This is a genomic window from Streptomyces sp. SID1328, assembly GCF_009865595.1.
In the GTDB taxonomy this organism is placed as follows: domain Bacteria; phylum Actinomycetota; class Actinomycetes; order Streptomycetales; family Streptomycetaceae; genus Streptomyces; species Streptomyces griseoluteus.
The window spans coordinates 1-23872 of sequence record NZ_WWKH01000861.1 but is presented as its reverse complement, the minus strand read 5'-3'; the positions used below and the strand labels follow the sequence as shown (position 1 = coordinate 23872).

The window sequence follows — 23872 nt, the reverse complement described above, 5'->3', positions numbered from 1 at the left end:
GGAGTGCGGGGTGCGGCGGGGGCCCGCGTCGTCACCGACGTGCACACAGCCGGAGGCGGCGGCCGCGGCCAGCACCGCGACGGCCAGACGGACGGGTACGTACAAGCGGCGCACGACGGCCACCTCCGACAGCGGGGAATCGGGAACGCCCTGCCCAACTCCCGCCGTACGCAGGAGGACACGCCACCGCACCGGCCGGCTCCCGCCGCACGCGGGAGGACACGCCACCGCCCCGGCCGGCCGAAGCGCGGCGGACCGCGCGTTCACGCCCCGCGCCGGGCGTGCCTGGCCGACAATGGCGGTGTGCTGGAGATGACACGCGACAGGTTCGAAGAGCTGGTGAGCGAGGCCCTGGACCGGATCCCGCCGGAACTGACGCGGGTCATGGACAACGTGGCCGTCTTCGTGGAGGACGAACCCTCCGCCGACGACCCCGAACTGCTCGGCCTCTACGAGGGCACCCCGCTCACCGAGCGCGGCGAGTGGTACGCCGGGGTCCTCCCGGACCGCATCAGCATCTACATGGGCCCAACCCTGCGGTACTGCGGGACCGCCGAGGAGGTCGTCCACGAGGTGGCCGTCACCGTCATCCACGAGGTCGCCCACCACTTCGGCATCGAGGACGCCCGGCTGCACGAGCTGGGCTGGGGCTGACCACCCCGCATGTCCGGGCGCTCGTACGGGCATACGGCACCAATGCCCCAAGTCCCCGTCACATCCGTCCCGGACCCGCCCCGCGACCGGAAGTGGTGGCATCTGCCGCGCCGGACGGGCAGCCGCCGGTGGCTGAGGGCGTTGGGCCTGATGGGTGTCGTGCTCCTCGGGGCCTGGCTGGGCCTGCTGATCGTCGGCAGCGTACGGACCCCGGTCGGCCCGATGGACACCACCATGGCCCTGCGGCCCTCGCTCAGCGGCGGCACCAAGGTCAACGTCTCCCCGCTCGGCGCGCTGACCCTGGACAGCCATGTCGCGCCCGTCCGGCTGGACGTCGACGTGGACCAGCTCGACCCGGGACGCGCGCAGGCGCTGGTCGACCACCCCGAGCGGCTGTCCGGGCTCCAGGACGAGGTGGCCCGTGACGTCGAGCGCGGCACGCTCGACCTCGCGGTGCGCTCGTGCGTGGCCGTCGTCACCGGCGCGACCGCGCTCGGCCTCGCCGTCTACCGCCGCCCGCGCCCCGCGCTGGCGGCCGGCGGGCTCGCCCTGGCGCTGCTCGCGGCCTCCGGGGTGTCGGCGTGGGCCACCTGGAATCCGAAGTCGGTACTGGAGCCCAAGTTCTCCGGCCTGCTCTCCTCGGCGCCGTCCGTGGTGGGCAACGCCCGCAGCATCGTCACCGACTTCGACGTCTACCAGCAGGAGCTGGCCCGCCTGGTGACCAACGTGACCAAGCTGTACGACGTCGCTTCCACGCTCCCCGCCTACCAGCCCGACCCCTCCACGATCCGGGTCCTGCACGTCTCCGACATCCACCTCAACCCGGCCGCGTGGAAGATCATCGGATCGCTGGTGGACCAGTACAAGGTGGACGTGATCGTCGATTCCGGCGACACCATGGACCACGGCACCTCGGCGGAGAACGGCTTCCTCGACCCGGTGAAGGACCTGGGCGTGCCGTACGTCTGGGTCAGGGGCAACCACGACTCGCGGGCCACCCAGCGCTATCTGGAGGGCATCAAGAACGCGCACGTGCTGGACGAGGGCGAGGCCGAGACGATCGCCGGGGTGCGCTTCGCGGGCACCGGCGACCCCCAGTTCACCCCCGACCGCTCCCGGGCGACCGGAGGTGACGCGGCGGAACGGCTCGCGGGCGCCCGGCTCGCCTCGGCGCTGCGGGACCAGAAGGCCAAGGGCACCCCGGTGGACATCGCGGTGGCGCACGAGCCGGTGGCCGCCGCCGAGACCGACGGCACGGTGCCGCTGGTGCTCTGCGGGCATCTGCACACCCAAGGCACCAAGGTCCTCCCGCTGGGCACCCGGCTGCGCCGCGAGGGCTCGACCGGCGGCAGCGGACTGCGCGCGGTGGAGGGCCAGTACCCGGCACCGATCGAGGCGTCGGTGCTCTATCTGGACCGGGACAGCCGCCGGCTCCAGGCATGGGACGCGATCAAGCTGGGCGGGCTCGGGCGGACCACGGCCGAGGTCAGCCGGCATCTGGTGCAGCGCTGAATCCCCGGCCCGGCGCCCGTGCAGCGGCGAAGGGTTTTGCCCATACCGCTCACGATCCCCTATGCTGCACACGTCCCCGACGCGCCGCGATGCGGCGCCCAGGCGGGCCGATAGCCCTCATCGTCTAGCGGCCTAGGACGCCGCCCTTTCAAGGCGGTAGCACGGGTTCGAATCCCGTTGGGGGCACCACAGCGGACTTGTCATGAAGGCCCGCCCTGATCCAGGGCGGGCCTTCGTGTTTCCCCACGTCCGGGCCCCGCTCGCCGCCGAAAAGCGCGGTACGGAGCACCGCCCCTGCTCTGATACGCTTCTCCAGCGACGTCAGCCCAGCAGATGCGCACCTCACCCCGGTGGGAAACGCGTTGGGAAGGCCCGCAACCTTGTGCGACACTGTCGTACAGCGCCTGGTCCTGTGGAGCAGTTTGGAGTGCTCGCCACCCTGTCAAGGTGGAGGCCGCGGGTTCAAATCCCGTCAGGACCGCTGAGGTTTCACGTGAAACCTCGTGGCTGGGTAGCTCAGTTGGTACGAGCGATCGCCTGAAAAGCGATAGGTCGCCGGTTCGACCCCGGCCCCAGCCACAACCGCCCGATCCGGGCCGAACCCCCTCCATCTCTGGAGGGGGTTCTTGCGTTTCCGGGCCCCTGTGAGCGCGGTTGCAGGTGAGTAGCGCGGGACTAGAGTGAAAAAGCATCGTTTCGTGGGGAAATCACCCAAGGGGGCGTTCCATGCCCGCCACGAACAGAAAGCGGACGGCTGCCCTGTGTTCGGTCTTCATGGCCGCCGGCGTCGTCCTCGCTCCGATCGGCTTCCAGCAGGCAGCCTCGGCGGCGCCCGCTCCGTCCCACGTCAGTACGACGGCCAAGGCGCCCACCTCGCAAGGGGACTACCAGCGCGGGTTCCGGGACGGGTTCAAGTCCGGGTACCGCGACGGCCGGCACTGCCATCACCACGGTGACCACCACGACGGGAAGGGCACCTCGCTGAAGGACCCGCGCCGTGACTACCAGCAGGGATTCAAGAACGGTTACAAGTCGGGCTTCCGGCTCGGCCTGAACTCCTGCTGACCCCCGGCCACCTGCGCGGAGGCACCCCGCGTCAATTCATTCGCGCGCAATTTCCCCGAGGTGAGATCCTGGATCGCGTATGTCTACGCATCCCGCCCCCGCCTTGGGGTCTCTCGCCTCCCGTCTGACCGAGCTGTCGCTGCGTGACGCGCACCGGCTCGGGCGCAGGCTCGAAGGCGCACGCAAGATCCGTAAGTCGGAGGCGCGTGCCGCCGTGCTGGCCGAGCTGGAGGGCGAGGTCGACAAGGCCGCCTCCCGGATGGCCGAACGGCGCTCCCGCGTGCCCTCGGTCAGCTATCCCCAGCAGCTTCCGGTCAGCCAGAAGAAGGACGAGATCGCGGCCGCCATCCGCGATCATCAGGTCGTCATCGTGGCCGGTGAGACTGGCTCCGGGAAGACCACGCAGATCCCCAAGATCTGCGTGGAGCTGGGCCGGGGCCTGCGCGGGATGATCGGGCACACCCAGCCCCGCCGGATCGCCGCCCGTACCGTCGCGGAGCGCGTCGCCGACGAGCTGCACACCCCGCTCGGCGAGACCGTCGGCTGGAAGGTCCGCTTCACCGACCAGGTGAACCCGGACGCCACCTTCATCAAGCTGATGACCGACGGCATCCTGCTGGCGGAGATCCAGAACGACCGCGAGCTGCGTGCCTACGACACGATCATCATCGACGAGGCCCACGAGCGGTCCCTCAACATCGACTTCCTGCTGGGCTACCTCGCGCAGTTGCTGCCGAAGCGGCCGGACCTGAAGGTCGTCATCACCTCGGCGACCATCGACCCGGAGCGGTTCTCCCGGCACTTCGGGGACGCACCGATCATCGAGGTCAGCGGGCGGACGTACCCGGTGGAGGTGCGCTACCGGCCGCTGCTGGAGGAGGACTCCTCCGACGCCGACCGGGACCAGATCACCGCGATCACCGACGCCGTCGAGGAACTGATGGCCGAGGGTCCCGGCGACGTCCTCGTCTTCCTCTCCGGCGAGCGGGAGATCCGGGACACCGCGGACGCGCTGGAGAAGAAGAAGTACCGCTCGACCGAGGTGCTCCCGCTGTACGCGCGGCTCTCGCACGCCGAGCAGCACCGGGTCTTCCAGCAGCACACCGGGCGCCGGATCGTGCTGGCGACGAATGTCGCCGAGACCTCGCTGACCGTGCCCGGCATCAAGTACGTGATCGACCCCGGCTTCGCCCGGATCAGCCGCTACAGCCACCTCACCAAGGTCCAGCGGCTGCCCATCGAGCCGGTCTCGCAGGCCAGCGCCAACCAGCGCAAGGGCCGCTGCGGCCGTACCTCCGACGGCATCTGCATCCGGCTGTACTCCGAGGACGACTTCCTCGCCCGGCCGGAGTTCACCGACGCCGAGATCCTGCGCACCAACCTCGCCTCCGTCATCCTCCAGATGACCGCGGCCGGCCTCGGCGACATCGAGAAGTTCCCCTTCATCGACCCGCCGGACCACCGCAACATCCGCGACGGTGTCCAGCTGCTCCAGGAGCTGCACGCGCTCGACCCGGCGCAGAAGGACCCGCGCAAGCGGCTCACCGACACCGGCCGCAAGCTCGCCCAGTTGCCGGTCGACCCGCGCCTGGCCCGGATGGTGCTGGAGGCCGCGAAGAACGGCTGTGTCCGCGAGGTCATGGTCATCGCCGCCGCCCTGTCCATCCAGGATCCGCGGGAGCGCCCGGCCGACAAGCAGACCCAGGCAGACCAGCAGCACGCCCGCTTCCGCGACGAGACCAGCGACTTCCTGGCCTACCTCAACCTGTGGCGGTATCTGCGCGAGCAGCAGAAGGAGCGCGGCTCCTCCTCGTTCCGCCGGATGTGCAAGCAGGAGTACCTGAACTTCCTGCGGGTGCGCGAGTGGCAGGACATCTACCTCCAGCTCCGCACGGTCGCCAAGCAGATGGACATCCATCTCAACGAGGACGACGCCCCCGCCGACCGCATCCATGTCTCCCTCCTCGCGGGACTGCTCTCCCACGTCGGGATGAAGGACGTGAAGGACGGCAACAAGAACGAGTACCTGGGCGCCCGCAACGCCAAGTTCGCGGTGTTCCCCGGCTCCTCGCTGTTCAAGAAGCAGCCCAAGTTCCTGATGTCCGCCGAGCTGGTGGAGACCTCCCGCCTCTGGGCCCGCGTCAACGCCAGGATCGAGCCCGAGTGGGTCGAGCCGCTCGCCGGCCACCTGCTGAAGCGCACGTACAGCGAACCGCACTGGGAGAAGGACCAGGCGGCCGTGATGGCGTACGAGAAGGTGACGCTGTACGGCGTGCCGATCGTCGCCCAGCGCAAGGTGAACTACGGGCGGATCGACCCCGAGGTCTCCCGCGAGCTGTTCATCCGCAACGCCCTCGTCGAGGGCGACTGGCGCACCCACCACAAGTTCTTCGCCGACAACCGCAAGCTGCTCAGCGAGGTCGAGGAGCTGGAGCACCGGGCACGGCGCCGGGACATCGTCGTGGACGACGAGACGCTGTTCGACTTCTACGACCAGCGGGTGCCCGAACACGTCGTCTCCGGCGCCCACTTCGACTCCTGGTGGAAGCGGAAGCGGCAGGAGCAGCCGGAATACCTGGACTTCGAGCGGGAGATGCTCATCCGGGAGTCGGCGGAGGCGGTCACCAAGGCCGACTATCCCGACAGTTGGCGCCAGGGCGAGCTGAAGTTCCGGGTGACCTACCAGTTCGAGCCGGGCGCGGACGCCGACGGTGTCACCGTGCACATCCCGCTCCAGGTGCTCAACCAGGTCACCGACGAGGGCTTCGACTGGCAGATCCCGGGGCTGCGCGAGGACGTCGTCACCGAACTGATCCGCTCGCTGCCCAAGCCGATCCGCCGCAACTACGTCCCGGCGCCCAACTACGCCAAGAAGTTCCTGGAGCGGGCGGTTCCCCTCCAGGAGCCGCTGGCGACGACCATGGCGCGTGAGCTGAAGCGCATGGTGGGCGTGCCCTTCGACGCCGAGGACTTCGACTGGGCGAAGGTGCCGGACCACCTGAAGGTCACCTTCCGGATCGTGGACGAGCGGCGCCGCAAGCTGGCCGAGGACAAGGATCTGGAGGCGCTCAAGCTCCAGCTGCGTCCGAAGGCCCGCAAGGCGATCTCGCAGGCGGCCGCCGCCACCGCGTCCCGGCAGGGCGGGCCCTCGCTGGAGCGCTCGGGCCTGACCGACTGGTCGATCGGCACCCTCAGCCGGGTCTTCGAGACCCGCCGGGCCGGGCAGCCGGTGAAGGCGTACCCGGCGCTGGTGGACGACGGCGACACCGTCTCGGTCCGCCTCTTCGACACCGAGGAGGAGCAGGCCGAGGCGATGTGGAAGGGCGTACGCCGGCTGATCCTGCGCAACATCCCGGTGAACCCGGCGAAGTTCGCCTCCGAGAAGCTGACCAACGCGCAGAAGCTCGCCCTCTCCGCCAATCCGCACGGCTCGGTGCAGGCGCTGTTCGACGACTGCGCGATGGCGGCGGCCGACAAGCTGATCGCGGACTTCGGCGGTCCGGTGTGGGACGAGGAGTCGTACCGGAAGCTCTACGACAAGGTGCGGGCCGACATCGTGGACACCACCGTGCGTGCGGTGGGCCAGGTGCAGCAGGTGCTGGCCGCCTGGCAGGCGTGCGAACGGCGCCTGAAGGCCGTCTCCAGCCCCGCGCTGCTGGCCAACCTCACCGACGTACGGCAGCAGTTGGACGCGCTGGTGAAGCCCGGCTTCGTGACCTGGGCGGGGATCGCGCGGCTGCCGGACCTGATGCGCTACCTGGTGGCCGCCGACCGGCGTCTGCAGCAGATGCCGGGCAACGTCCAGCGGGACACCACCCGGATGCAGAAGGTCCACGAGATGCGGGACGAGTACGCCTGGCTGCTGGAGCAGCTCCCCCAGGGCCGGCCCGTCCCCCGGCAGGTGCTGGACATCCGCTGGATGCTGGAGGAGCTGCGGGTCAGCTATTTCGCCCACGCGCTGGGCACCGCGTACGCCATCTCCGACAAGCGGATCGTGAAGGCGATCGACGCCGCCGTACCGTAACCGCACGGTCGCACCGGGTGAGTTCGACCCGGGCACCCGGACTCCTGTACAGTCCTTCTCGCAGCGCAACGCAGAAGTGAAGCGCCGCACCAGATGGTCCTGTGGAGCAGTTTGGAGTGCTCGCCACCCTGTCAAGGTGGAGGCCGCGGGTTCAAATCCCGTCAGGACCGCAGCAAGGAGAAGGGCCCCCGGATTTCCGGGGGCCCTTCCGCCGTTCCCGGCACCCGCAGGCGCCCTGTACGGCCTGCGGAGATGGCGCATGGCGGCATCGGCCCGGCACGAGGCGCGGGCGCCCCTGAGGGCGCACCTGACGGCCGCCTCGCCTCGCCGGCGCCGCACCGGCCGCTGCCCCAACACCCGCTCCCTCAGGGGGCGGTGAGACAGGAGAGCGTCAATAGCGCACCCGTACAGGGGACAACAAGCGTCTTCGCATGTGACGGGTGTCACGGCATGAGTTTTTGAAACCCAGGTTTTTACCGCTGCCCTACAACAGGTCGATTTAATATGTGCAATTGCACTCTCCCCAAGGGTGGCCCGCCGGGCTCCCGGCGCAGGTGCGGGGCACTTCCCACAGCCCTCCCCAGACTCCGACAAGGCCGCTCACACCGGGGGCCGGCGGGCGCCCGTGAGCGCACAAAAAAGATCGCGCTGGACCCGGCGGAGTCCAGCGCGACCTATGACGCACTCGGTGCCACGTGCCTCCGGAGTTCGTCCGGCGTGGGCATGGGGCCTGTTGGGGCAGGCCCGCGTCGTTGTGGAGCTAGGGTTCGGGCGCTTCGGCCGGTTGGGGGGCCGGCCGTTTTGCCCGGTTGTTCAGTTGTTATGCCTCGCTGCGCTGCTGCGGGATGCCCGCGAGCAGGGCGCGGACCTCCGCCTCGCGGTAGCGGCGATGCCCGCCGAGCGTGCGGATCGACGTGAGCTTGCCGGCCTTCGCCCACCGCGTGACCGTCTTGGGGTCGACACGGAACATGGTGGCGACCTCAGCCGGGGTCAGCAGCGGCTCGGCATCAGGGGTGCGAGCGGTCATGAGCGGCCTCCTCGGGAGAACCGAACCTTCTCGGTTCATTCCTCTAAATTCTGCACCTTGACCCGCGTTGCCCGAAATGGCGGACGCGAGTCGAGTCGGTTATAGGACGAACGGCTTGTCCTCGGCACTACAACTACACCATCTGTCCAGCCGCGTCGGCCAAACCGATGGAATTGCCCTCCCAGGTGTTCATCCACGACGGAAGCCGATGGACCATGCCATAGCGGACAGTCACGCCGACGTGACGATCAGTCACATGGCGCTCGGGAGTCACAAGACCCCCCAAAGCTAGCAATGCGGAGAATCCGCCCATAGTGGAGCACAGATGGGCAGACAGAGTCCTCCCCGGACTCCTTGTCCTATTTTGGCACGAGGAGCGGCAAGAGACGCAAGGGCCGTGTAAGTGCCGTCCATCACCCAATGAGGCAAAAGCCCGGTTCGAGGCCAACGCCCCGTCAAACGGTCCAAGTTCCGTAGACCGTACGCTGTTCGAGCCCATTTCGACCGTGACGTGCGTCACCCCGGACCGGCTCAGTTCGCCGAGCGCAGGTCCCGGATCGATCGCCAGCGGGTCGCCAGACGGGTGTAGGCGTGGGTCGCGGCACTCTCGTCGCCCCGGCGCAGCGCGTCGATGCCGGCGGCCACGTCCGCCGCCGAGTGGTCCTCCTCCAGCGTCCCGCCCGGCACCGCGTGCACCAGGCCGCCGTAGTCCAGCTCCACCACCGAACGCGGGTGGAACTCCTCCAGCCAGCGGCCGACGTCCAGCACGCCGTCGATCAGCGGGCTCTCCCCCACGGTGTCCTGGAGCGTGCGCAGCGCCCGCGCCACCCGGCGCCGGGCCTGCACCATCGGCGTGCGGTAGCGCAGCAGGGCCGGGGTCTCGCCGCTGCGCGGCTCGAAGCGGCGCTCCTCGTCGGCGACCAGGACGAACCAGTTCAGCGGGATCTGCCAGGTCGCCCCGCGAATCCAGGGGCGCGCCTCGGGATTGCGCTCCAGCCAGCGCTCGTAGTCCTGGGCCGCCTGGTCGCGCACCAGGGGCGGCAGCACCGCGTCCAGCACCGGGGTGGGCAGCTCCTCGCCCAGGCCCGCCAGCGCCTGCCAGCCGCGCAGCCGGGTGCGCCAGGGGCAGACGCAGACCACGCCGTCCCGCTCCAGCACGAACGCGTCGGCGCTCTCGTGCACCGGCACCGCGACGGGCGGGGTGGGCAGCAGGTCGGCCAGCGAGCGGCGCAGCTCGTCCTGGTAGGTGGGGCGGTCCGCGCGGCGGGCGTAGCGGGCCCAGTGATCGCGCTCCGGCTCCGGGAAGGCGGCCAGCGGCTCGTACACGCGCAGGTAGGCGGCGTAGGGGACGACCACCGAGGACACCTTGGCCACGCCTGCTCCCTCCCCGTCGGGGTCACCTCGAAACCACTGCAAATCGTGCCACGCCACCGCCGGGGCGTCGCACCTGCGGGTGATCCTCGGCGGAGGCCGGTCGTGGGTCGGGCGCAGGCTCTACTCTCAGCCGTGCGGCCCAACCGCCGCGTGGCAGCACCCCGCCGCCTCCCCCGCCACCAAAAGTGTGGGGGAACCCCCAGGGGCTTCGGCCCCGCCCGCCGCTTCTTGCACAGGAGTCACCACAGTGACCGAGGTAACCGGCGTCACCGCAGATGTCCTGCACACCCTGTTCCACTCGGACCAGGGCGGCCATGAGCAGGTCGTGCTCTGCCAGGACCGCGCCACCGGCCTGAAGGCCGTCATCGCCATCCACTCCACCGCGCTGGGCCCCGCGCTCGGCGGCACCCGTTTCCACCCGTACCCGAACGAGGCGGCGGCCGTGGCCGACGCGCTCCAGCTCGCGCGCGGGATGTCGTACAAGAACGCCATGGCCGGGCTCGACCACGGCGGCGGCAAGGCCGTGATCATCGGTGACCCCGCGCGGGACCGCACGGAGGAGCTGCTGCTCGCCTACGGCCGCATGGTCGCCTCGCTCGGCGGCCGCTACGTCACCGCGTGCGACGTCGGCACCTATGTCGCCGACATGGACGTGGTGGCCCGCGAGTGCCGCTGGACCACCGGCCGCTCCCCCGAGCAGGGCGGCGCCGGTGACTCCTCGGTGCTCACCGCCTTCGGCGTCTACCAGGGCATGCGCGCCTCCGCCCAGCACCTGTGGGGCGACCCCTCGCTGCGGGACCGGGTGGTCGGCATCGCGGGCGTCGGCAAGGTCGGCCGGCATCTGGTCGGGCATCTGCTCGCGGAGGGCGCGCAGGTCGTGGTGACAGACGTCCGCGGTGAGGCCGTGGACCGGATCACCGAGGCCCACCCCGCCGTGCGCCGGGTCGCGGACACCGAGGCGCTGATCCGGCTGGAGGGGCTCGACATCTACGCCCCCTGCGCGCTCGGCGGGGCGCTGGACGACCACACGGTCCCGGTGCTCACCGCGTCGGTGGTGTGCGGCGCGGCCAACAACCAGCTCGCCCACCCCGGCGTGGAGAAGGACCTCCAGGACCGGGGCATCCTCTACGCGCCGGACTACGTGGTGAACGCGGGCGGGGTCATCCAGGTCGCCGACGAGCTGCACGGGTTCGACTTCGAGCGGTGCCGGGTGAAGGCGGCGAAGATCTTCGACACGACATTGGCGATCTTCGCACGTGCGAAGTCGGACGGGGTTCCGCCGGCCGCCGCGGCCGACCGGATCGCCGAGCAGCGGATGGCCGACGCGCGCGCCCCGCGCTGACCGACACGCCGGGGAACGCGAACCCGGCGATCTTGTCCCGCCCGCGTGCGGGTGGGCACCCTGGGGCCCCCGGCGGTACCCGCCGGGGGCAACTTGGAGAGAACTGTCACTTCCGTCGGCGGGTCGTACCCCGATAAGTGGTTAAAATCGCCATTGACCAGCGAGGACAGGGCTCCTCGCGGGTCCTGTGCACACGCGCGTGCTGCGGGCGACGTACCGTATGGGCGCGGGCTCAGGTACCGTGGAAGCCCTACGGACCGGCCTCTCTGCGGGGAGTCCGTTTCGGATCATGAACGCGTGTCAGACTCTGGGGCCGTTGAGCCCCGTCACCGAGGGGGTCGAGCCATGGGGCGCGGCCGGGCCAAGGCCAAGCAGACGAAGGTCGCCCGCCAGCTGAAGTACAACAGCGGTGGGACTGATCTGTCGCGTCTGGCCAGTGAACTGGGCGCATCGACTTCGAACCAGCCGCCGAACAGCGAGCCGTTCGAAGACGATGAGGACGACGAGGAAGACCTCTACTCCCGTTACGCCGACCTCTATGAGGACGACGACGAGGACGAGGACGACGGTCCCTCACAGCACCGTCGCGGCGCTTGACCTTGCACTGAGCATGAACAGCGGAAGACCGGTCGGTGGCACTGCCACCGACCGGCTTCTGTGCTGTCCGGCAACCGGCCGGCGGCCGCGCTAGACCGCGTAGTCGCCGACGAGCCCGGCGGCGCTCTCCTGCTCGCCGCGCTCGGCGATCGTGCCGGCCACCCAGGCCTCGACACCCCGGTCGGCCAGCGTGGTCAGCGCCGCCTCCGTGGACTCCGCCGGGACGACGGCCATCATGCCGACGCCCATGTTCAGCGTCTTCTCCAGCTCCAGCCGGGCCACGTCGCCGCTCCGGCCGACCAGGTCGAAGACCGGGCCCGGCGTCCAGGTGGAGCGGTCCACGGTGGCGTACAGCCCGTCCGGGATCACGCGGGCCAGGTTGGCCGCGAGTCCGCCGCCGGTGATGTGCGAGAAGGCGTGCACCTCGGTGGTGCGGGTCAGCGCCAGGCAGTCCAGGGAGTAGATCTTCGTGGGCTCCAGCAGCTCCTCGCCGAGCGTCCGGCCCAGCTCCGCGACCTCGCTCTCCAGCGCCAGCCCGGCCCGCTCCAGCAGGACGTGGCGGACCAGGGAGTACCCGTTGGAGTGAAGCCCGGAGGACGCCATGGCGATCACCACGTCACCGGAGCGGATGCGGTCGGGGCCCAGCAGCCGGTCGGCCTCCACCACGCCGGTGCCGGCGCCGGCCACGTCGAAGTCGTCCGGGCCGAGCAGACCCGGGTGCTCGGCGGTCTCGCCGCCCACCAGGGCGCACCCGGCGAGCACACAGCCCTCCGCGATGCCCTTGACGATCGCGGCGACCCGCTCGGGGTGGACCTTGCCGACACAGATGTAGTCGGTCATGAACAGCGGCTCGGCGCCGCACACCACGATGTCGTCCATGACCATGGCGACCAGGTCGTGCCCGATGGTGTCGTAGACGCCGAGGCGGCGCGCGATGTCGACCTTGGTGCCGACCCCGTCCGTGGCGGAGGCCAGCAGCGGGCGCTCGTAGCGCTTGAGGGCGGAGGCGTCGAAGAGGCCGGCGAAGCCGCCGATGCCGCCGAGGACCTCGGGACGGCGGGTCTTCTTCACCCACTCCTTCATCAGCTCGACGGCGCGGTCGCCCGCCTCGATGTCGACGCCCGCGCTCGCGTAGCTGGCGCCCGTGGTCTCAGAGGACATGCTTGAGAGAACTTTCCTGTCGTACGGCTCGGACGGCGCAGCTCAGGGACGCCGGATGGCGTCGGCCGCGGCGGTGGTGGCGGGCCCGGCCGCCAGCTCGGTCTCCAGCAGCTGCTTGCCGAGCAGCTCGGGGTCGGGCAGGTCCATCGGGTACTCACCGTCGAAGCAGGCGCGGCACAGGTCCGGCTTGGCGATGGTGGTCGCCTCGATCATGCCGTCGAGGGAGATGTAGGCGAGCGAGTCGGCGCCCAGGCTGGTGCCGATCTCCTCGATCGTCATTCCGTTGGCGATCAGCTCGGCACGGGTGGCGAAGTCGATGCCGAAGAAGCAGGGCCACTTCACCGGGGGCGAGGAGATCCGGATGTGGACCTCGGCGGCGCCCGCCTCGCGCAGCATGCGGACCAGGGCCCGCTGGGTGTTGCCGCGCACGATGGAGTCGTCCACGACGACCAGGCGCTTGCCCTTGATGACTTCCTTGAGCGGGTTCAGCTTCAGCCGGATGCCGAGCTGGCGGATCGTCTGCGAGGGCTGGATGAAGGTCCGGCCGACGTAGGCGTTCTTCACCAGACCGTTGCCGAAGGGGATGCCGGACGCCTCGGCGTACCCGATCGCGGCCGGGGTGCCGGACTCCGGCGTCGCTATGACCAGGTCGGCCTCGGCGGGCGCCTCCTTGGCCAGGCGGCGGCCCATCTCGACGCGGGACAGATACACGTTCCGGCCGGCGATGTCGGTGTCCGGGCGGGCCAGGTACACGTACTCGAAGACGCAGCCCTTGGGCTTCGCTTCCGCGAACCGGGAGGTGCGCAGACCGTTCTCGTCGATGGCGATGAACTCGCCCGGCTCGATCTCCCGGACGTAGGACGCGCCGCAGATGTCGAGCGCGGCGGACTCGGAGGCGACCACCCAGCCGCGCTCCAGCCGGCCGAGGACCAGCGGGCGGATGCCCTGCGGGTCACGGGCGGCGTAGAGGGTGTGCTCGTCCATGAAGACGAGGCTGAAGGCGCCCTTGACCTTGGGGAGCACCGCGTGGGCGGCCTCCTCGATGGTCAGCGGCTTGCCGTCCTCGTCGACCTGCGCGGCGAGGAGTGCCGTCAGCAGGTCGGTGTCGTTGGTGGCCGCGACCCGGGTGGAGCGGCCGTTGGTGTCCTTGGGCAGGTCGGCGACCATCTCCGCCAGCTGGGCGGTGTTGACCAGGTTGCCGTTGTGGCCGAGCGCGATGGAACCGTGCGCGGTGGCACGGAACGTCGGCTGGGCGTTCTCCCACACGGAGGCGCCGGTGGTCGAGTAGCGGGCGTGACCGACCGCGATATGACCCTGGAGCGAACCGAGTGAGGTTTCGTCGAAGACCTGGGAGACCAGGCCCATGTCCTTGAAGACGAGGATCTGGGAGCCATTGCTGACCGCGATTCCCGCGGATTCCTGACCCCGGTGCTGGAGGGCGTAGAGCCCGAAGTACGTGAGCTTTGCGACCTCTTCACCCGGCGCCCAGACACCGAAGACGCCGCAAGCGTCCTGGGGGCCTTTTTCGCCGGGAAGCAGATCGTGATTGAGTCGACCGTCACCACGTGGCACGTTCCCGAGTGTAGGCGAGGCCGACCGCTGGGCCGAATTGGGGATATGTGGCCCCCGCCGAACCCGGACTCGCGATCACTTTGGCTGATTCTGCGTTTGTGCAGGTCAGAGCGGTGACCGCGCGTCGGGTCAGGGGCCGCTGCGGCTCAGGTGAGCGCTCCGGGGGCCTCGGGAGGCCGTCCTGAGTGAGTTGTCGCACATCATTCGGCCGCGCTCGGCGTGAGCTGGACGCGCGCGCCCCCTCCGGTGGTGAGGGTGAGCGCGCCGTCGTCGGTACGGGCGGTCAGGGCACCGGAGTTGAGGGCGCGGGTCAGCGCGCGTTCGAAGGTCATCCGGGGTTCGTCGCAGGCCATGCGGGTCGTGCGCAGGGCTCCGAAGTCGATCCGGCCGCCGTCGATGGTGGTGGGCGCGGAGAAGGTGTTGCAGCCGAGATTGCCGGTCGCCCGGCCCTCGTCGTCGAAGCGGATGCGGGCGGCCGCGGGGGCGCGGTGCGTGGTGTCGCCCTCGGTGACGCTGTCCACCCGCCAGTCGGTGCCGGTGAGCTTCGGGGGCGGGGCCACCGAGCCGCTGCCGGTGTCGACGGTGTCGTTCCCACAGGCCACCGCGAGCGGTACGAGCGCGGCGGCCACGGTCAGTGTCATGCGCTGCGTGTGCCGGTCCATACCCCTCCGACGTGCGCGGCGGGGCCGGGGTTCCCCGCTATCCGCCGAGTGGCAGCAGCCCGGAGAGGTCGGCGCGCTCCCCGCTCGCGCTCACCTCGGCCCGCGCGACGGCGTCCGCCCAGGCCAGGCGCCCGGTGGCGAGGCGGACCCAGGTGAGCGGGCCGGTCTCGACCACGTTGGGCGGTGTCCCCCGGGTGTGCCTCAGCCCCTCGACGCACTGCACCACCGCGTACGGCGGCACCCGCACCTCGGTGGAGCCGCCGGGCGCCTTCACGGCGAGGGCGTCGGCGAGCAGCCGGGTCGCGGCGGCCAGGGCGTGCCGGTCCAGCGGCACCTCGAGTCCGGGCACCGCGCCGGACAGGTCATCGGCCGCGAGGACCAGCTCGACGGCACGGGTGACCAGGTACTCGTTGAGCGGCAGCACCCCGGCACCGGTGTCCACCAGCGGGCTGCCCGGATGGTCGGCCAGCAGGGCCCGCAGATCGTCCTCGGCGGCGCCGAGACCGAGCGGCACGGGGGTCAAGGCGACGGCTCTGCGCAGCGGCCACTCCGCGAGCGGCAACGTCTGCTTGAACTGCGCCGGCCGCTCCACCGCCTGCCGCACGGCGACGACGGACGCGGCGGCCTGCTCGGCCAGCTCCCCCACGGTCGTCCCCTCCCGCCGCGTGGGCAGGGCCAGTTGACCGGGATCGAGCCCCTCCACGGCCTCCCGCACCGCGCCGAGCTGCGCGAGCACGGCGGCACGGGTCCGGAGGGGGTCGTACTTGCGGGCACGCTTCTTGGCCGGAGGCATGGAGCGACCCTATGCCGGGACGGCCCCCGCCCGGGTGGGGCAGGGGCCGTCCGCGGTCGTCACGCCAGCAGCGCCGGGATGGTGTTCTCGTGCGCCTCGCGCAGCTCGGCCAGGGAGAGGGTGAACTCGCCCTGGATGTCGATCACTGCGTTCGAATCAGACACAGCACCATCGACGACACCGATACGCGTGGCCGGGAGGCCCCGCGCGCCGCACATGTCGGTGAAGCGCAGCTCCTCCGAGCGCGGTACGGCGACGAGCGCGCGGCCCGCCGACTCCGAGAGGAGGAAGGTGAACGCGTCCAGACCGTCCGGGACGATCAGCCGCGCGCCCTTCTCCCCGAGCAGCGCCGACTCGACCACGGCCTGGATCAGACCGCCGTCGGAGAGGTCGTGCGCGGAGTCGATCATGCCGTCGCGGGAGGCCGAGATCAGGATCTCGGCCAGCAGCCGCTCCCGCTCCAGGTCGACCTTCGGGGGCAGCCCGCCGAGGTGGTCGTGGACGACCTGGGACCAGGCCGAGCCGCCGAACTCCTCGGAGGTGTCGCCCAGCAGGTAGAGGAGCTGGCCCTCCTCCTGGAAGGCGACCGGGGTGCGCCGGGCCACGTCGTCGATGACGCCGAGGACCGCGACCACCGGGGTCGGGTGGATGGCGGCCTCGCCGGTCTGGTTGTACAGCGAGACGTTGCCGCCGGTCACCGGGGTGCCGAGCTGGAGACAGCCGTCCGCCAGACCGCGCACGGCCTCCGCGAACTGCCACATCACGGCCGGGTCCTCGGGCGAGCCGAAGTTCAGGCAGTCGGAGACGGCGAGCGGCTTGGCACCGGTCGTCGCCACGTTCCGGTACGCCTCGGCCAGCGCGAGCTGCGCGCCGGTGTACGGGTCGAGCTTGGCGTAGCGGCCGTTGCCGTCGGTGGCGATGGCGACGCCGAGACCGGTCTCCGCGTCCACGCGGATCATGCCGGAGTCCTCCGGCTGGGCGAGGACGGTGTTGCCCTGGACGAAGTGGTCGTACTGCGAGGTGATCCACTTCTTCGACGCCTGGTTGGGCGACGCGACCAGCTTCAGGACCTGCTCGCGCAGCTCCTCGGCGGTGGCCGGACGGGGCAGCTTGTTCGCGTCGTCGGCCTGGAGGGCGTCCTGCCAGTCGGGGCGGGCGTAGGGACGCTCGTAGACCGGGCCGTCGTGGGCGACCGTGCGCGGGTCGACGTCGACGATCTTGCCGCCGTGCCAGAAGATCTCCAGCCGGTCGCCGTCGGTGACCTCACCGATGACGGTGGCGATGACGTCCCACTTCTCGCAGATCTCCAGGAAGCGGTCGACCTTCTCCGGCTCGACCACCGCGCACATGCGCTCCTGCGACTCGCTCATGAGGATCTCCTCGGGCGAGAGCGTGGAGTCGCGCAGCGGTACGTCGTCCAGGGTGACGCGCATGCCGCCGGAGCCGTTGGAGGCCAGCTCGCTCGTCGCGCAGGACAGGCCCGCCGCGCCGAGGTCCTGGATGCCGACGACCAGCTTCTCCTGGAACGCCTCCAGGGTGCACTCGATGAGGAGCTTCTCCTGGAAGGGGTCGCCGACCTGCACCGCGGGGCGCTTGGAGGGCTTGGCGTCGTCGAAGGTCTCCGAGGCGAGGATCGACGCGCCGCCGATGCCGTCGCCGCCGGTGCGGGCGCCGTACAGGATGACCTTGTTGCCGGCGCCGGACGCCTTGGCCAGGTGGATGTCCTCGTGCCGCATGACGCCGATGGCCCCGGCGTTGACCAGCGGGTTGCCCTGGTAGCAGGCGTCGAAGACGACCTCGCCGCCGATGTTGGGCAGGCCCAGGCAGTTGCCGTAGCCGCCGATGCCGGCGACCACGCCGGGCAGCACGCGCTTGGTGTCGGGGTGGTCCGCGGCGCCGAAGCGCAGCGGGTCCACGACCGCGACCGGGCGGGCGCCCATGGCGATGATGTCGCGGACGATGCCGCCGACGCCCGTGGCCGCGCCCTGGTAGGGCTCGACGTAGGAGGGGTGGTTGTGCGACTCGACCTTGAAGGTGACCGCGTAGCCCTGGCCGACGTCCACCACACCGGCGTTCTCACCGATGCCGACGAGCATGGCGTCCGACTGGGGCGCCTTCTCGCCGAACTGGCGCAGGTGGACCTTGGAGGACTTGTACGAGCAGTGCTCGGACCACATGACCGAGTACATGGCGAGTTCGGCGCCGGTCGGGCGGCGGCCGAGGATCTCGACCACGCGCTCGTACTCGTCCTTCTTCAGGCCCAGTTCGGCCCAGGGCAGCTCGACGTCGGGGGTCGCGGCCGCGTTGTCGACCGTGTCCAGAGGCGTCCGGCTCATGCGTTGACCAGCTTCTTCAGGATCGAGGTGAAGAACGGGAGGCCGTCGGTGCGGCCGGTTCCGATCAGCGGCTCGACGGCGTGCTCGGGGTGCGGCATGAGGCCGACCACGTTCCCGGCCTCGTTGGTGATGCCGGCGATGTCGCGCAGCGAGCCGTTGGGGTTGACGTCCAGGTAGCGGAAGACGACCCGGCCCTCCGCCTCCAGCTTGTCGAGCGTGTACTCGTCGGCGACGTACCGGCCGTCCATGTTCTTCAGCGGGATGTGGATCTCCTGGCCCTGGCGGTAGTCGCCGGTCCAGGCCGTCCCCGCGTTCTCCACCCGCAGCTTCTGGTCGCGGCAGATGAAGTGGAGGTGGTCGTTGCCGAGCATCCCGCCGGGCAGCAGGTGCGCCTCGGTGAGGACCTGGAAGCCGTTGCAGATACCGAGGACCGGAAGGCCGGCCTTCGCCTGCTCGATGACCGACTCCATCACCGGCGAGAAGCGGGAGATCGCCCCGGCGCGCAGATAGTCGCCGTAGGAGAAACCGCCCGGCAGCACCACGGCGTCGACCTGCTTGAGGTCCTTGTCCTTGTGCCAGAGGGCCACGGGTTCGGCGCCGGCGAGGGTGATCGCGCGCCGGGTGTCACGGTCGTCGAGACTTCCCGGAAATGTGACGACACCAATACGAGCGGTCACTCGGCGGCCCCCGCTACTTCCTCCACCTTCACGGTGAAGTCTTCGATCACGGTGTTGGCGAGGAAGGATTCCGCCAGATCATGGATGCGGGCGAGCGCGGCCTCGTCGACCGGCCCCTCTACTTCCAGCTCGAATCGCTTTCCCTGACGGACGTCCGAGATCCCCGTGAAACCCAGGCGCGGCAGCGCACGCTGGACCGCCTGGCCCTGGGGGTCGAGGATCTCCGGCTTGAGCATGACGTCGACTACGACGCGTGCCACTGGCACTCCCGGTGTGTGGTGCTGAGCAGGTTCCTTCAGACTACCCGTACAAAATTTCTACGCGGGTAGAGTTGGAGGTTTCTACGTGACCCGCATCACGATCGGGTGTCGAACACCGACCCCGGTGAAAATTTCTGGGAAAGTTCTGCGGGCCACTGGTGATGCCTATTGAGTCCGGACACGCGGAGGTATTCAGTAGGGCTTCCCATTTCATTGGCGCGCACTGTACAAATGAATTGGGAATAGCCGATACTCGGCACGTCATTGCCGGCTCGACACCGGTACCGACGTGCCGCACGAAGGGACCGATATCCGTGGCGCAAAAGGTCGTGGTCACGCTCTTCGACGACATCGACGGCTCGGAAGCGGCGGAAACGATCGCCTTCGGACTCGACGGCAAGTCGTACGAGATCGACCTGAACGAAACCAACGCCAAGAAACTGCGCAAGGCGCTCGCGCCCTACGTGGAGGCCGGCCGCAAGCGCGCCCGGTCCGGCAAGGCGTACCGGCAGACCGAGGTCGCCCCCGACCCGTCGGCCATCCGCGCCTGGGCCCAGGCGAACAAGATGGACGTGCCCGCCCGCGGCCGCATCCCCAAGAAGGTCTACGAGGCGTTCAGCGAGGCCCGCTGAGCCCGTACGGCCTTCACCCTCAGGGCCTGGACCCACGGGCCCTGAGACTCGTTCACCTGGCGCCGCAGGGAACCGACTTGCGCAACCCCCCTGCTGATCGGCTAATGTCTGGCTCACGCCGAGGGGCAAGGCCGAAAGGCCGAAACCCACGGACCGTGCGGGTGTAGTTCAGTAGTAGAACACCCCCCTTCCAGGGGGGAGGCGCAGTGTGCGATTCCTGTCACCCGCTCTGGCACCGGTCATGACCATCCTTTTGGATCAGGTAGGCTGGTGCTCGCACCGATCGGTGGGAGCCGGTCGGGAGCAGTGCGGACGTAGCTCAGTTGGTAGAGCGCAACCTTGCCAAGGTTGAGGTCGCGAGTTCGAGCCTCGTCGTCCGCTCAGTGAAAAGGGCCCCGGTCTTCGGACCGGGGCCTTTTTGTGTGCCCTCGTGCGCTCTGACATTTGTCATGGCACCCGATGACACCACGCACTGCCGGCCAGGCCGGACCGCCGGGACGCTGGTGCCATGGACAGCACCCCACAGGACCCTGTGATCGAGGTCACCGATCTGCGGCGAGTCTACGGCGACGGTTTCGAGGCCGTGCGCGGCATCACCTTCTCCGTGGCCCACGCCGAGATCTTCGCCCTGCTCGGCACCAACGGCGCCGGCAAGACCTCCACCGTCGAACTGCTGGAGGGCCTCGCGGCTCCGGCCGGGGGCCGGGTGAAGGTCCTCGGCCACGACCCCTTCGCCGAGCGGGCTGCCGTACGTCCCCGCACCGGTGTGATGCTCCAGGAGGGTGGCTTCCCCTCCGACCTCACCGTCGCCGAGACCGTCCGCATGTGGGCGGGCTGCACCAGCGGCGCCCGGCCCGGGGCGCAGGCGCTGGAGCGTGTCGGCCTGACCGGACGGACCGGCGTACGGATCAAGCAGCTTTCCGGCGGCGAGCGGCGGCGCCTCGACCTGGCGCTCGCCCTGCTCGGCGACCCCGAGGTGCTGTTCCTCGACGAGCCCACCACCGGACTGGACGCCGAGGGCCGCCGGGACACCTGGGAGTTGGTGCGCTCGCTGCGCGACACCGGCACGACCGTGCTGCTCACCACGCACTATCTGGAAGAGGCGGAGGACCTGGCCGACCGGCTGGCGATCCTGCACGAGGGCCGCATCGCGGTCTCCGGCACCCCGGCCGAGGTCACCGCGGACCGCCCGGCCAGCATCTCCTTCCGGCTGCCCGAGGGGTACTTCCCCGGCGACCTGCCTCCACTGGCCCAACTCGGCTGCTGTGCACATGAGTTCAGCGGCCGGGACGTCCGCCTCAGCACCCGCGAGCTCCAGCGGTCGGCCACCGGCGTGCTGGCCTGGGCGGAGCGGGCCGGGGTCGAGTTGCACGGCCTGGACATGCGGTCGGCATCACTGGAGGAGGCGTTCCTCGAGATCGCCGGGGAGCGGGGGGCGGCGGCATGAGCGGCACGGCACTGTCCATCGGAAACGGAGCGGCCCGGCGGCTGGGCACGCTGGCCCGCGCCGAACTCACCCTGCTCGGCCGCAACAAGGGCGTGGTGTTCACGGCGCTGGTCGTGCCGCTCACCCTGCCCCTCACCGCACGGCAGGCCATCGATCGACTGGAGCTGGAGAAGCTCGGGCTGAGCGTCGGCACGGTCATGCTGCCCGCGGCCGTCGGCTTCACCTTCCTCTTCGCCGTCTACGCCTCCCTCGTCAACGCCTATGTCGCCCGCCGCGAGGAACTCGTCCTCAAGCGGCTGCGCACCGGCGAGCTCTCCGACCCCGAGATCCTCACGGGCACCGCCCTGCCGGCCCTGGCCCTCGGACTCGCCCAGGCGCTGCTGCTCTGCGCCGGCTGCACTGCCTTGCTGCATCTCGGCCCGCCGAAGGCGCCGCACCTGGCGCTGCTCGGGCTGCTGGCCGGGCTGGTCACCAGCGCCGCCCTGGCCGCGCTGACCGCGTCCTTCACCCGCAGCACGGAGAGCGCTCAGGTGACCGCGCTGCCGGTGGTGTTCGCCTCCATGCTCGGCTCCGGCATCATGTTCCCGACCGAGGCCATGCCGGGGCGGCTCGCCCACGTCTGCGAGCTCCTCCCGCTCTCCCCGGCGATCCGCCTGGTCCGCGGCGGCTGGACCGGACACCTCAGCGCGTACGAGGCACTGGGCGCCACGGCGACCGCGCTGGCCTGGGCGGTGGTGGCAGTGTTCGCCGCGAGGCGCTGGTTCCGCTGGGAACCGCGCCGCTGACACCGGGGGGAGACGGGATGCTGGGCCGGATACGGGGGCTGCGCGAGCGGCACTGGCGGGCACGGAGCAAGGCGGAGCGGGTCGAGCTGACCACCCTGGGCATGTGGCACATGATGCCGTGGCTGCTCTCGGTGAGCTGGCTGCTGCTGCCCCTGATCGGCGGAGTGCGCCACCGGCCGGTGCCGCTCGTGCTCGGCGCGTCCCTTGTCGTCGTGGCCGTGCTCCAGTGCACGGAGGCCAACCGCCTCACCCGGCCCGCGCTCGACCGCTACCTCGGGCGCACCGGGCAGCCCGGTCCGGTGCTGTGGGGCTCCTGGGTGCTGCTCGGCCTCTCCCTCGCGCTGATCGTGGCACTGGCGGCGGTGGACGGCGCCGAGGAGGTGACGGCCAGGCTGGCCCTTGGGGCGGCGCTGACGCCGTTCGGACTGCCGTACGCGCTGCTGGTGCCGGTGCGGTCCTATCTGCGCAGGATGGTGGTGGTCACCGTCGTGGTGGTCGCCACGACCGCGCTGGCCCAGCCTGACGGCGGCGGCGGAATCCTGGGCGCCGGTCTCGCGGCCGCCTTCGGCCTCCTGTTGGCCGTGGGTGCCGGCCGCAGCGGTGCCTGGACCCTCTCCGTGCTCTGGGAGGCCGAGCGGGGGCGGGAGGTGGAAGCCCGGCTGGCCGTCGCGGAGGAGCGGCTGCGGTTCGGACGGGACCTGCACGACGTGCTGGGCCGGAACCTCTCGGTGATCTCCCTCAAGAGCGAGCTGGCCGTCCAGTTGGCCCGGCGCGGACGGCCGGAGGCGGTGGAGCAGATGATTGAGATCCAGCGCATCGCGCAGGAGTCGCAGCGCGAGGTGCGGGAGGTCGTACGCGGCTACCGGGAGGCCGATCTCGGGGCCGAACTCGCGGGTGCCAAGGGCGTGCTGGATGCTGCGGGAATCGTGTGCGAGGTGACAGCCGAGGACGCGGCGTTGCCGGTTCCGGTGCAGTCCGCGCTGGCGTGGGTGGTGCGCGAGGCGGCCACCAATGTGCTGCGGCACGGGGACGCGCGGCACTGCGCGGTGGAACTGGTGACACGGAAGGGACATGTGGTGCTGACGGTGGAGAACGACGGCGCCGGAGTACCGGAGAAGGGCGACGGCTCCGGTCTGGTCGGACTGCGGGAGCGGCTCGCCGCCGTCGAAGGCACGCTGATGGCGGGACCCGTCGGTGAGGGACGGTTTCGGGTTGAGGCGCGGGTGCCGAGGAGGCAGGTTTCCGTATGAACGGGCCGGTGCGACTGTTGTTGGCCGACGACGAGCATCTGATCCGGGGTGCGCTGGCCGCGCTGCTCTCGCTGGAGGACGATCTGCTGGTCGTCGCGGAGGCGGCGAGTGGGCCCGAGGCGCTGGCGATGGCCCGGGCGCACACGCCTGACGTGGCCGTGCTGGATCTCCAGATGCCGGGCGCCGACGGTGTGAGGGTGGCCACATCCCTGCGGACCGAACTGCCCGACTGCCAGGTCTTGATCGTGACCGGGCACGGACGCCCCGGGCATCTGAAACGGGCGCTGGCGGCGGGTGTGCGCGGGTTCGTCCCGAAGACGGTCAGTGCCGAGCGGCTCGCCGAGATCATCCGGACCGTGCATGCCGGAAGCCGCTACATCGACCCGGAGTTGGCCGCCGACGCGATCTCCGCCGGCGACTCCCCGCTGACCGCGCGGGAGGCCGAGGTGCTGGAACTGGCGGCGGACGGGGCACCGGTCACGGAGATCGCCGAGCGGGCCGCGCTGTCACAGGGGACGGTGCGGAACTATCTCTCCTCGGCCGTCACCAAGCTGGGCGCGGAGAACCGGCACACCGCGGTGCGTCTCGCACGGGACCGGGGTTGGGTATAGTTGGCTCCGCGCCACGGCGCACTGCGGACGTAGCTCAGTTGGTAGAGCGCAACCTTGCCAAGGTTGAGGTCGCGAGTTCGAGCCTCGTCGT

21 protein-coding genes and 6 tRNA genes are annotated in these 23872 nt (G+C 70.4%); 18 read left to right on the top strand and 9 right to left on the bottom strand.

What is annotated here, in order from left to right; genetic code table 11:
- The first annotated feature begins 303 nt into the window (after positions 1 to 303).
- The 9 genes from GT030_RS27840 to GT030_RS36805 all read left to right on the top strand — a co-directional run bounded on the left by GT030_RS27840 (position 304) and on the right by GT030_RS36805 (position 7634).
- On the top strand, positions 304 to 654 hold the full coding sequence (locus GT030_RS27840; protein ID WP_161203442.1) for a metallopeptidase family protein: 351 nt from the start codon (positions 304 to 306) through the stop codon (positions 652 to 654).
- A 9-nt stretch (positions 655 to 663) separates the two neighbouring features.
- Complete coding sequence (locus tag GT030_RS27835; RefSeq protein WP_161203441.1) at positions 664 to 2166, top strand: metallophosphoesterase; 1503 nt, start codon at positions 664 to 666, stop codon at positions 2164 to 2166.
- Between the two features lie 113 nt (positions 2167 to 2279).
- Positions 2280 to 2355 (top strand) — tRNA-Glu (locus tag GT030_RS27830).
- A gap of 217 nt (positions 2356 to 2572) precedes the next feature.
- A tRNA-Asp gene (locus GT030_RS27825) sits at positions 2573 to 2647 on the top strand.
- A 24-nt stretch (positions 2648 to 2671) separates the two neighbouring features.
- Positions 2672 to 2745: transfer RNA gene (locus GT030_RS27820), tRNA-Phe, on the top strand.
- A 147-nt stretch (positions 2746 to 2892) separates the two neighbouring features.
- The gene (locus GT030_RS27815; protein ID WP_161203440.1) at positions 2893 to 3231 is read left to right on the top strand and encodes a hypothetical protein; all 339 of its coding nucleotides are present in this window, start codon (positions 2893 to 2895) and stop codon (positions 3229 to 3231) included.
- Between the two features lie 79 nt (positions 3232 to 3310).
- Positions 3311 to 7255, top strand: coding sequence for an ATP-dependent RNA helicase HrpA (hrpA, locus tag GT030_RS27810; RefSeq protein WP_161203439.1), 3945 nt, complete (start codon positions 3311 to 3313; stop codon positions 7253 to 7255).
- A gap of 95 nt (positions 7256 to 7350) precedes the next feature.
- Positions 7351 to 7425 (top strand) — tRNA-Asp (locus GT030_RS27805).
- Between the two features lie 89 nt (positions 7426 to 7514).
- Positions 7515 to 7634: a DUF6274 family protein gene (locus GT030_RS36805; RefSeq protein ID WP_237522856.1), complete on the top strand. Its 120-nt coding sequence runs from the start codon at positions 7515 to 7517 to the stop codon at positions 7632 to 7634.
- Between the two features lie 441 nt (positions 7635 to 8075).
- Here the strand turns inward: GT030_RS36805 and bldC are convergent, their stop codons facing one another.
- Both bldC and GT030_RS27795 read right to left on the bottom strand, forming a co-directional pair.
- Positions 8076 to 8282: a developmental transcriptional regulator BldC gene (gene bldC / locus GT030_RS27800; protein WP_003949541.1), complete on the bottom strand. Its 207-nt coding sequence runs from the start codon at positions 8280 to 8282 to the stop codon at positions 8076 to 8078.
- Positions 8283 to 8813: 531 nt separating this feature from the next.
- Positions 8814 to 9656 (bottom strand): hypothetical protein, encoded by an 843-nt coding sequence (locus tag GT030_RS27795; RefSeq protein ID WP_161203438.1) that lies wholly within the window; start codon positions 9654 to 9656, stop codon positions 8814 to 8816.
- Between the two features lie 247 nt (positions 9657 to 9903).
- On the opposite strand from GT030_RS27795, the gene GT030_RS27790 reads away from it, so the two are divergent.
- A complete protein-coding gene (locus GT030_RS27790; RefSeq protein WP_161203437.1) occupies positions 9904 to 10998 on the top strand; it encodes a Glu/Leu/Phe/Val dehydrogenase dimerization domain-containing protein in 1095 nt (364 codons plus the stop codon).
- 345 nt (positions 10999 to 11343) lie between these two features.
- Complete coding sequence (locus tag GT030_RS27785; protein ID WP_030816885.1) at positions 11344 to 11595, top strand: DUF3073 domain-containing protein; 252 nt, start codon at positions 11344 to 11346, stop codon at positions 11593 to 11595.
- A gap of 90 nt (positions 11596 to 11685) precedes the next feature.
- Here GT030_RS27785 and purM read toward each other — a convergent pair whose 3' ends face one another.
- The 7 genes from purM to purS form a co-directional block, all read right to left on the bottom strand.
- Positions 11686 to 12756 carry a phosphoribosylformylglycinamidine cyclo-ligase gene (purM, locus tag GT030_RS27780; RefSeq protein WP_161203436.1) on the bottom strand — a complete coding sequence of 357 codons (1071 nt, stop codon included), beginning with the start codon at positions 12754 to 12756 and terminating at the stop codon, positions 11686 to 11688.
- 42 nt (positions 12757 to 12798) lie between these two features.
- Positions 12799 to 14328, bottom strand: a complete 1530-nt coding sequence (gene purF, locus GT030_RS27775) for an amidophosphoribosyltransferase (RefSeq protein ID WP_030816890.1) — start codon at positions 14326 to 14328, stop codon at positions 12799 to 12801.
- Positions 14329 to 14528: 200 nt separating this feature from the next.
- On the bottom strand, positions 14529 to 14969 hold the full coding sequence (locus GT030_RS27770; RefSeq protein ID WP_237522855.1) for an META domain-containing protein: 441 nt from the start codon (positions 14967 to 14969) through the stop codon (positions 14529 to 14531).
- Positions 14970 to 15027: 58 nt separating this feature from the next.
- The gene (locus tag GT030_RS27765) at positions 15028 to 15783 is read right to left on the bottom strand and encodes a sterol carrier family protein (protein ID WP_161203434.1); all 756 of its coding nucleotides are present in this window, start codon (positions 15781 to 15783) and stop codon (positions 15028 to 15030) included.
- A gap of 59 nt (positions 15784 to 15842) precedes the next feature.
- Positions 15843 to 18119: a phosphoribosylformylglycinamidine synthase subunit PurL gene (gene purL, locus GT030_RS27760; RefSeq protein WP_161203433.1), complete on the bottom strand. Its 2277-nt coding sequence runs from the start codon at positions 18117 to 18119 to the stop codon at positions 15843 to 15845.
- Entirely contained in the window at positions 18116 to 18796 is a 681-nt protein-coding gene (purQ, locus tag GT030_RS27755) for a phosphoribosylformylglycinamidine synthase subunit PurQ (RefSeq protein ID WP_086692243.1), read from the bottom strand. The genes purL and purQ overlap by 4 nt, the downstream gene beginning before the upstream one ends.
- Positions 18793 to 19056 (bottom strand): phosphoribosylformylglycinamidine synthase subunit PurS, encoded by a 264-nt coding sequence (gene purS, locus GT030_RS27750; protein WP_030816897.1) that lies wholly within the window; start codon positions 19054 to 19056, stop codon positions 18793 to 18795. The genes purQ and purS overlap by 4 nt, the downstream gene beginning before the upstream one ends.
- A gap of 314 nt (positions 19057 to 19370) precedes the next feature.
- Between purS and GT030_RS27745 the strand changes: the two genes are divergently transcribed.
- From GT030_RS27745 to GT030_RS27715, 7 genes are all read left to right on the top strand, one after another.
- The gene (locus GT030_RS27745) at positions 19371 to 19688 is read left to right on the top strand and encodes an Lsr2 family protein (protein WP_030816899.1); all 318 of its coding nucleotides are present in this window, start codon (positions 19371 to 19373) and stop codon (positions 19686 to 19688) included.
- Between the two features lie 157 nt (positions 19689 to 19845).
- Positions 19846 to 19917 (top strand) — tRNA-Gly (locus tag GT030_RS27740).
- A 79-nt stretch (positions 19918 to 19996) separates the two neighbouring features.
- Positions 19997 to 20069 (top strand) — tRNA-Gly (locus GT030_RS27735).
- Positions 20070 to 20196: 127 nt separating this feature from the next.
- Positions 20197 to 21135 (top strand): ABC transporter ATP-binding protein, encoded by a 939-nt coding sequence (locus GT030_RS27730; protein WP_161203432.1) that lies wholly within the window; start codon positions 20197 to 20199, stop codon positions 21133 to 21135.
- On the top strand, positions 21132 to 21920 hold the full coding sequence (locus tag GT030_RS27725) for an ABC transporter permease (protein WP_161203431.1): 789 nt from the start codon (positions 21132 to 21134) through the stop codon (positions 21918 to 21920). Before GT030_RS27730 ends, GT030_RS27725 begins: the two co-directional genes overlap by 4 nt.
- 17 nt (positions 21921 to 21937) lie before the next feature.
- Positions 21938 to 23170, top strand: a complete 1233-nt coding sequence (locus tag GT030_RS27720; protein ID WP_161203430.1) for a histidine kinase — start codon at positions 21938 to 21940, stop codon at positions 23168 to 23170.
- Positions 23167 to 23781, top strand: coding sequence for a response regulator transcription factor (locus tag GT030_RS27715; RefSeq protein ID WP_161203429.1), 615 nt, complete (start codon positions 23167 to 23169; stop codon positions 23779 to 23781). The genes GT030_RS27720 and GT030_RS27715 overlap by 4 nt, the downstream gene beginning before the upstream one ends.
- Positions 23782 to 23872: the final 91 nt, after the last annotated feature.

Coding starts and splice junctions, on each gene's coding strand:
- GT030_RS27835 (WP_161203441.1), top strand. CDS start 664: ATGTCCGGGCGCTCGTACGGGCATACGGCACCAATGCCCCAAGTCCCC.
- GT030_RS27815 (WP_161203440.1), top strand. CDS start 2,893: ATGCCCGCCACGAACAGAAAGCGGACGGCTGCCCTGTGTTCGGTCTTC.
- hrpA (WP_161203439.1), top strand. CDS start 3,311: ATGTCTACGCATCCCGCCCCCGCCTTGGGGTCTCTCGCCTCCCGTCTG.
- GT030_RS36805 (WP_237522856.1), top strand. CDS start 7,515: ATGGCGGCATCGGCCCGGCACGAGGCGCGGGCGCCCCTGAGGGCGCAC.
- bldC (WP_003949541.1), bottom strand. CDS start 8,282: ATGACCGCTCGCACCCCTGATGCCGAGCCGCTGCTGACCCCGGCTGAG.
- GT030_RS27785 (WP_030816885.1), top strand. CDS start 11,344: ATGGGGCGCGGCCGGGCCAAGGCCAAGCAGACGAAGGTCGCCCGCCAG.
- purM (WP_161203436.1), bottom strand. CDS start 12,756: ATGTCCTCTGAGACCACGGGCGCCAGCTACGCGAGCGCGGGCGTCGAC.
- GT030_RS27770 (WP_237522855.1), bottom strand. CDS start 14,969: ATGACACTGACCGTGGCCGCCGCGCTCGTACCGCTCGCGGTGGCCTGT.
- GT030_RS27765 (WP_161203434.1), bottom strand. CDS start 15,783: ATGCCTCCGGCCAAGAAGCGTGCCCGCAAGTACGACCCCCTCCGGACC.
- purL (WP_161203433.1), bottom strand. CDS start 18,119: ATGAGCCGGACGCCTCTGGACACGGTCGACAACGCGGCCGCGACCCCC.
- GT030_RS27730 (WP_161203432.1), top strand. CDS start 20,197: ATGGACAGCACCCCACAGGACCCTGTGATCGAGGTCACCGATCTGCGG.
- GT030_RS27725 (WP_161203431.1), top strand. CDS start 21,132: ATGAGCGGCACGGCACTGTCCATCGGAAACGGAGCGGCCCGGCGGCTG.
- GT030_RS27720 (WP_161203430.1), top strand. CDS start 21,938: ATGCTGGGCCGGATACGGGGGCTGCGCGAGCGGCACTGGCGGGCACGG.
- GT030_RS27715 (WP_161203429.1), top strand. CDS start 23,167: ATGAACGGGCCGGTGCGACTGTTGTTGGCCGACGACGAGCATCTGATC.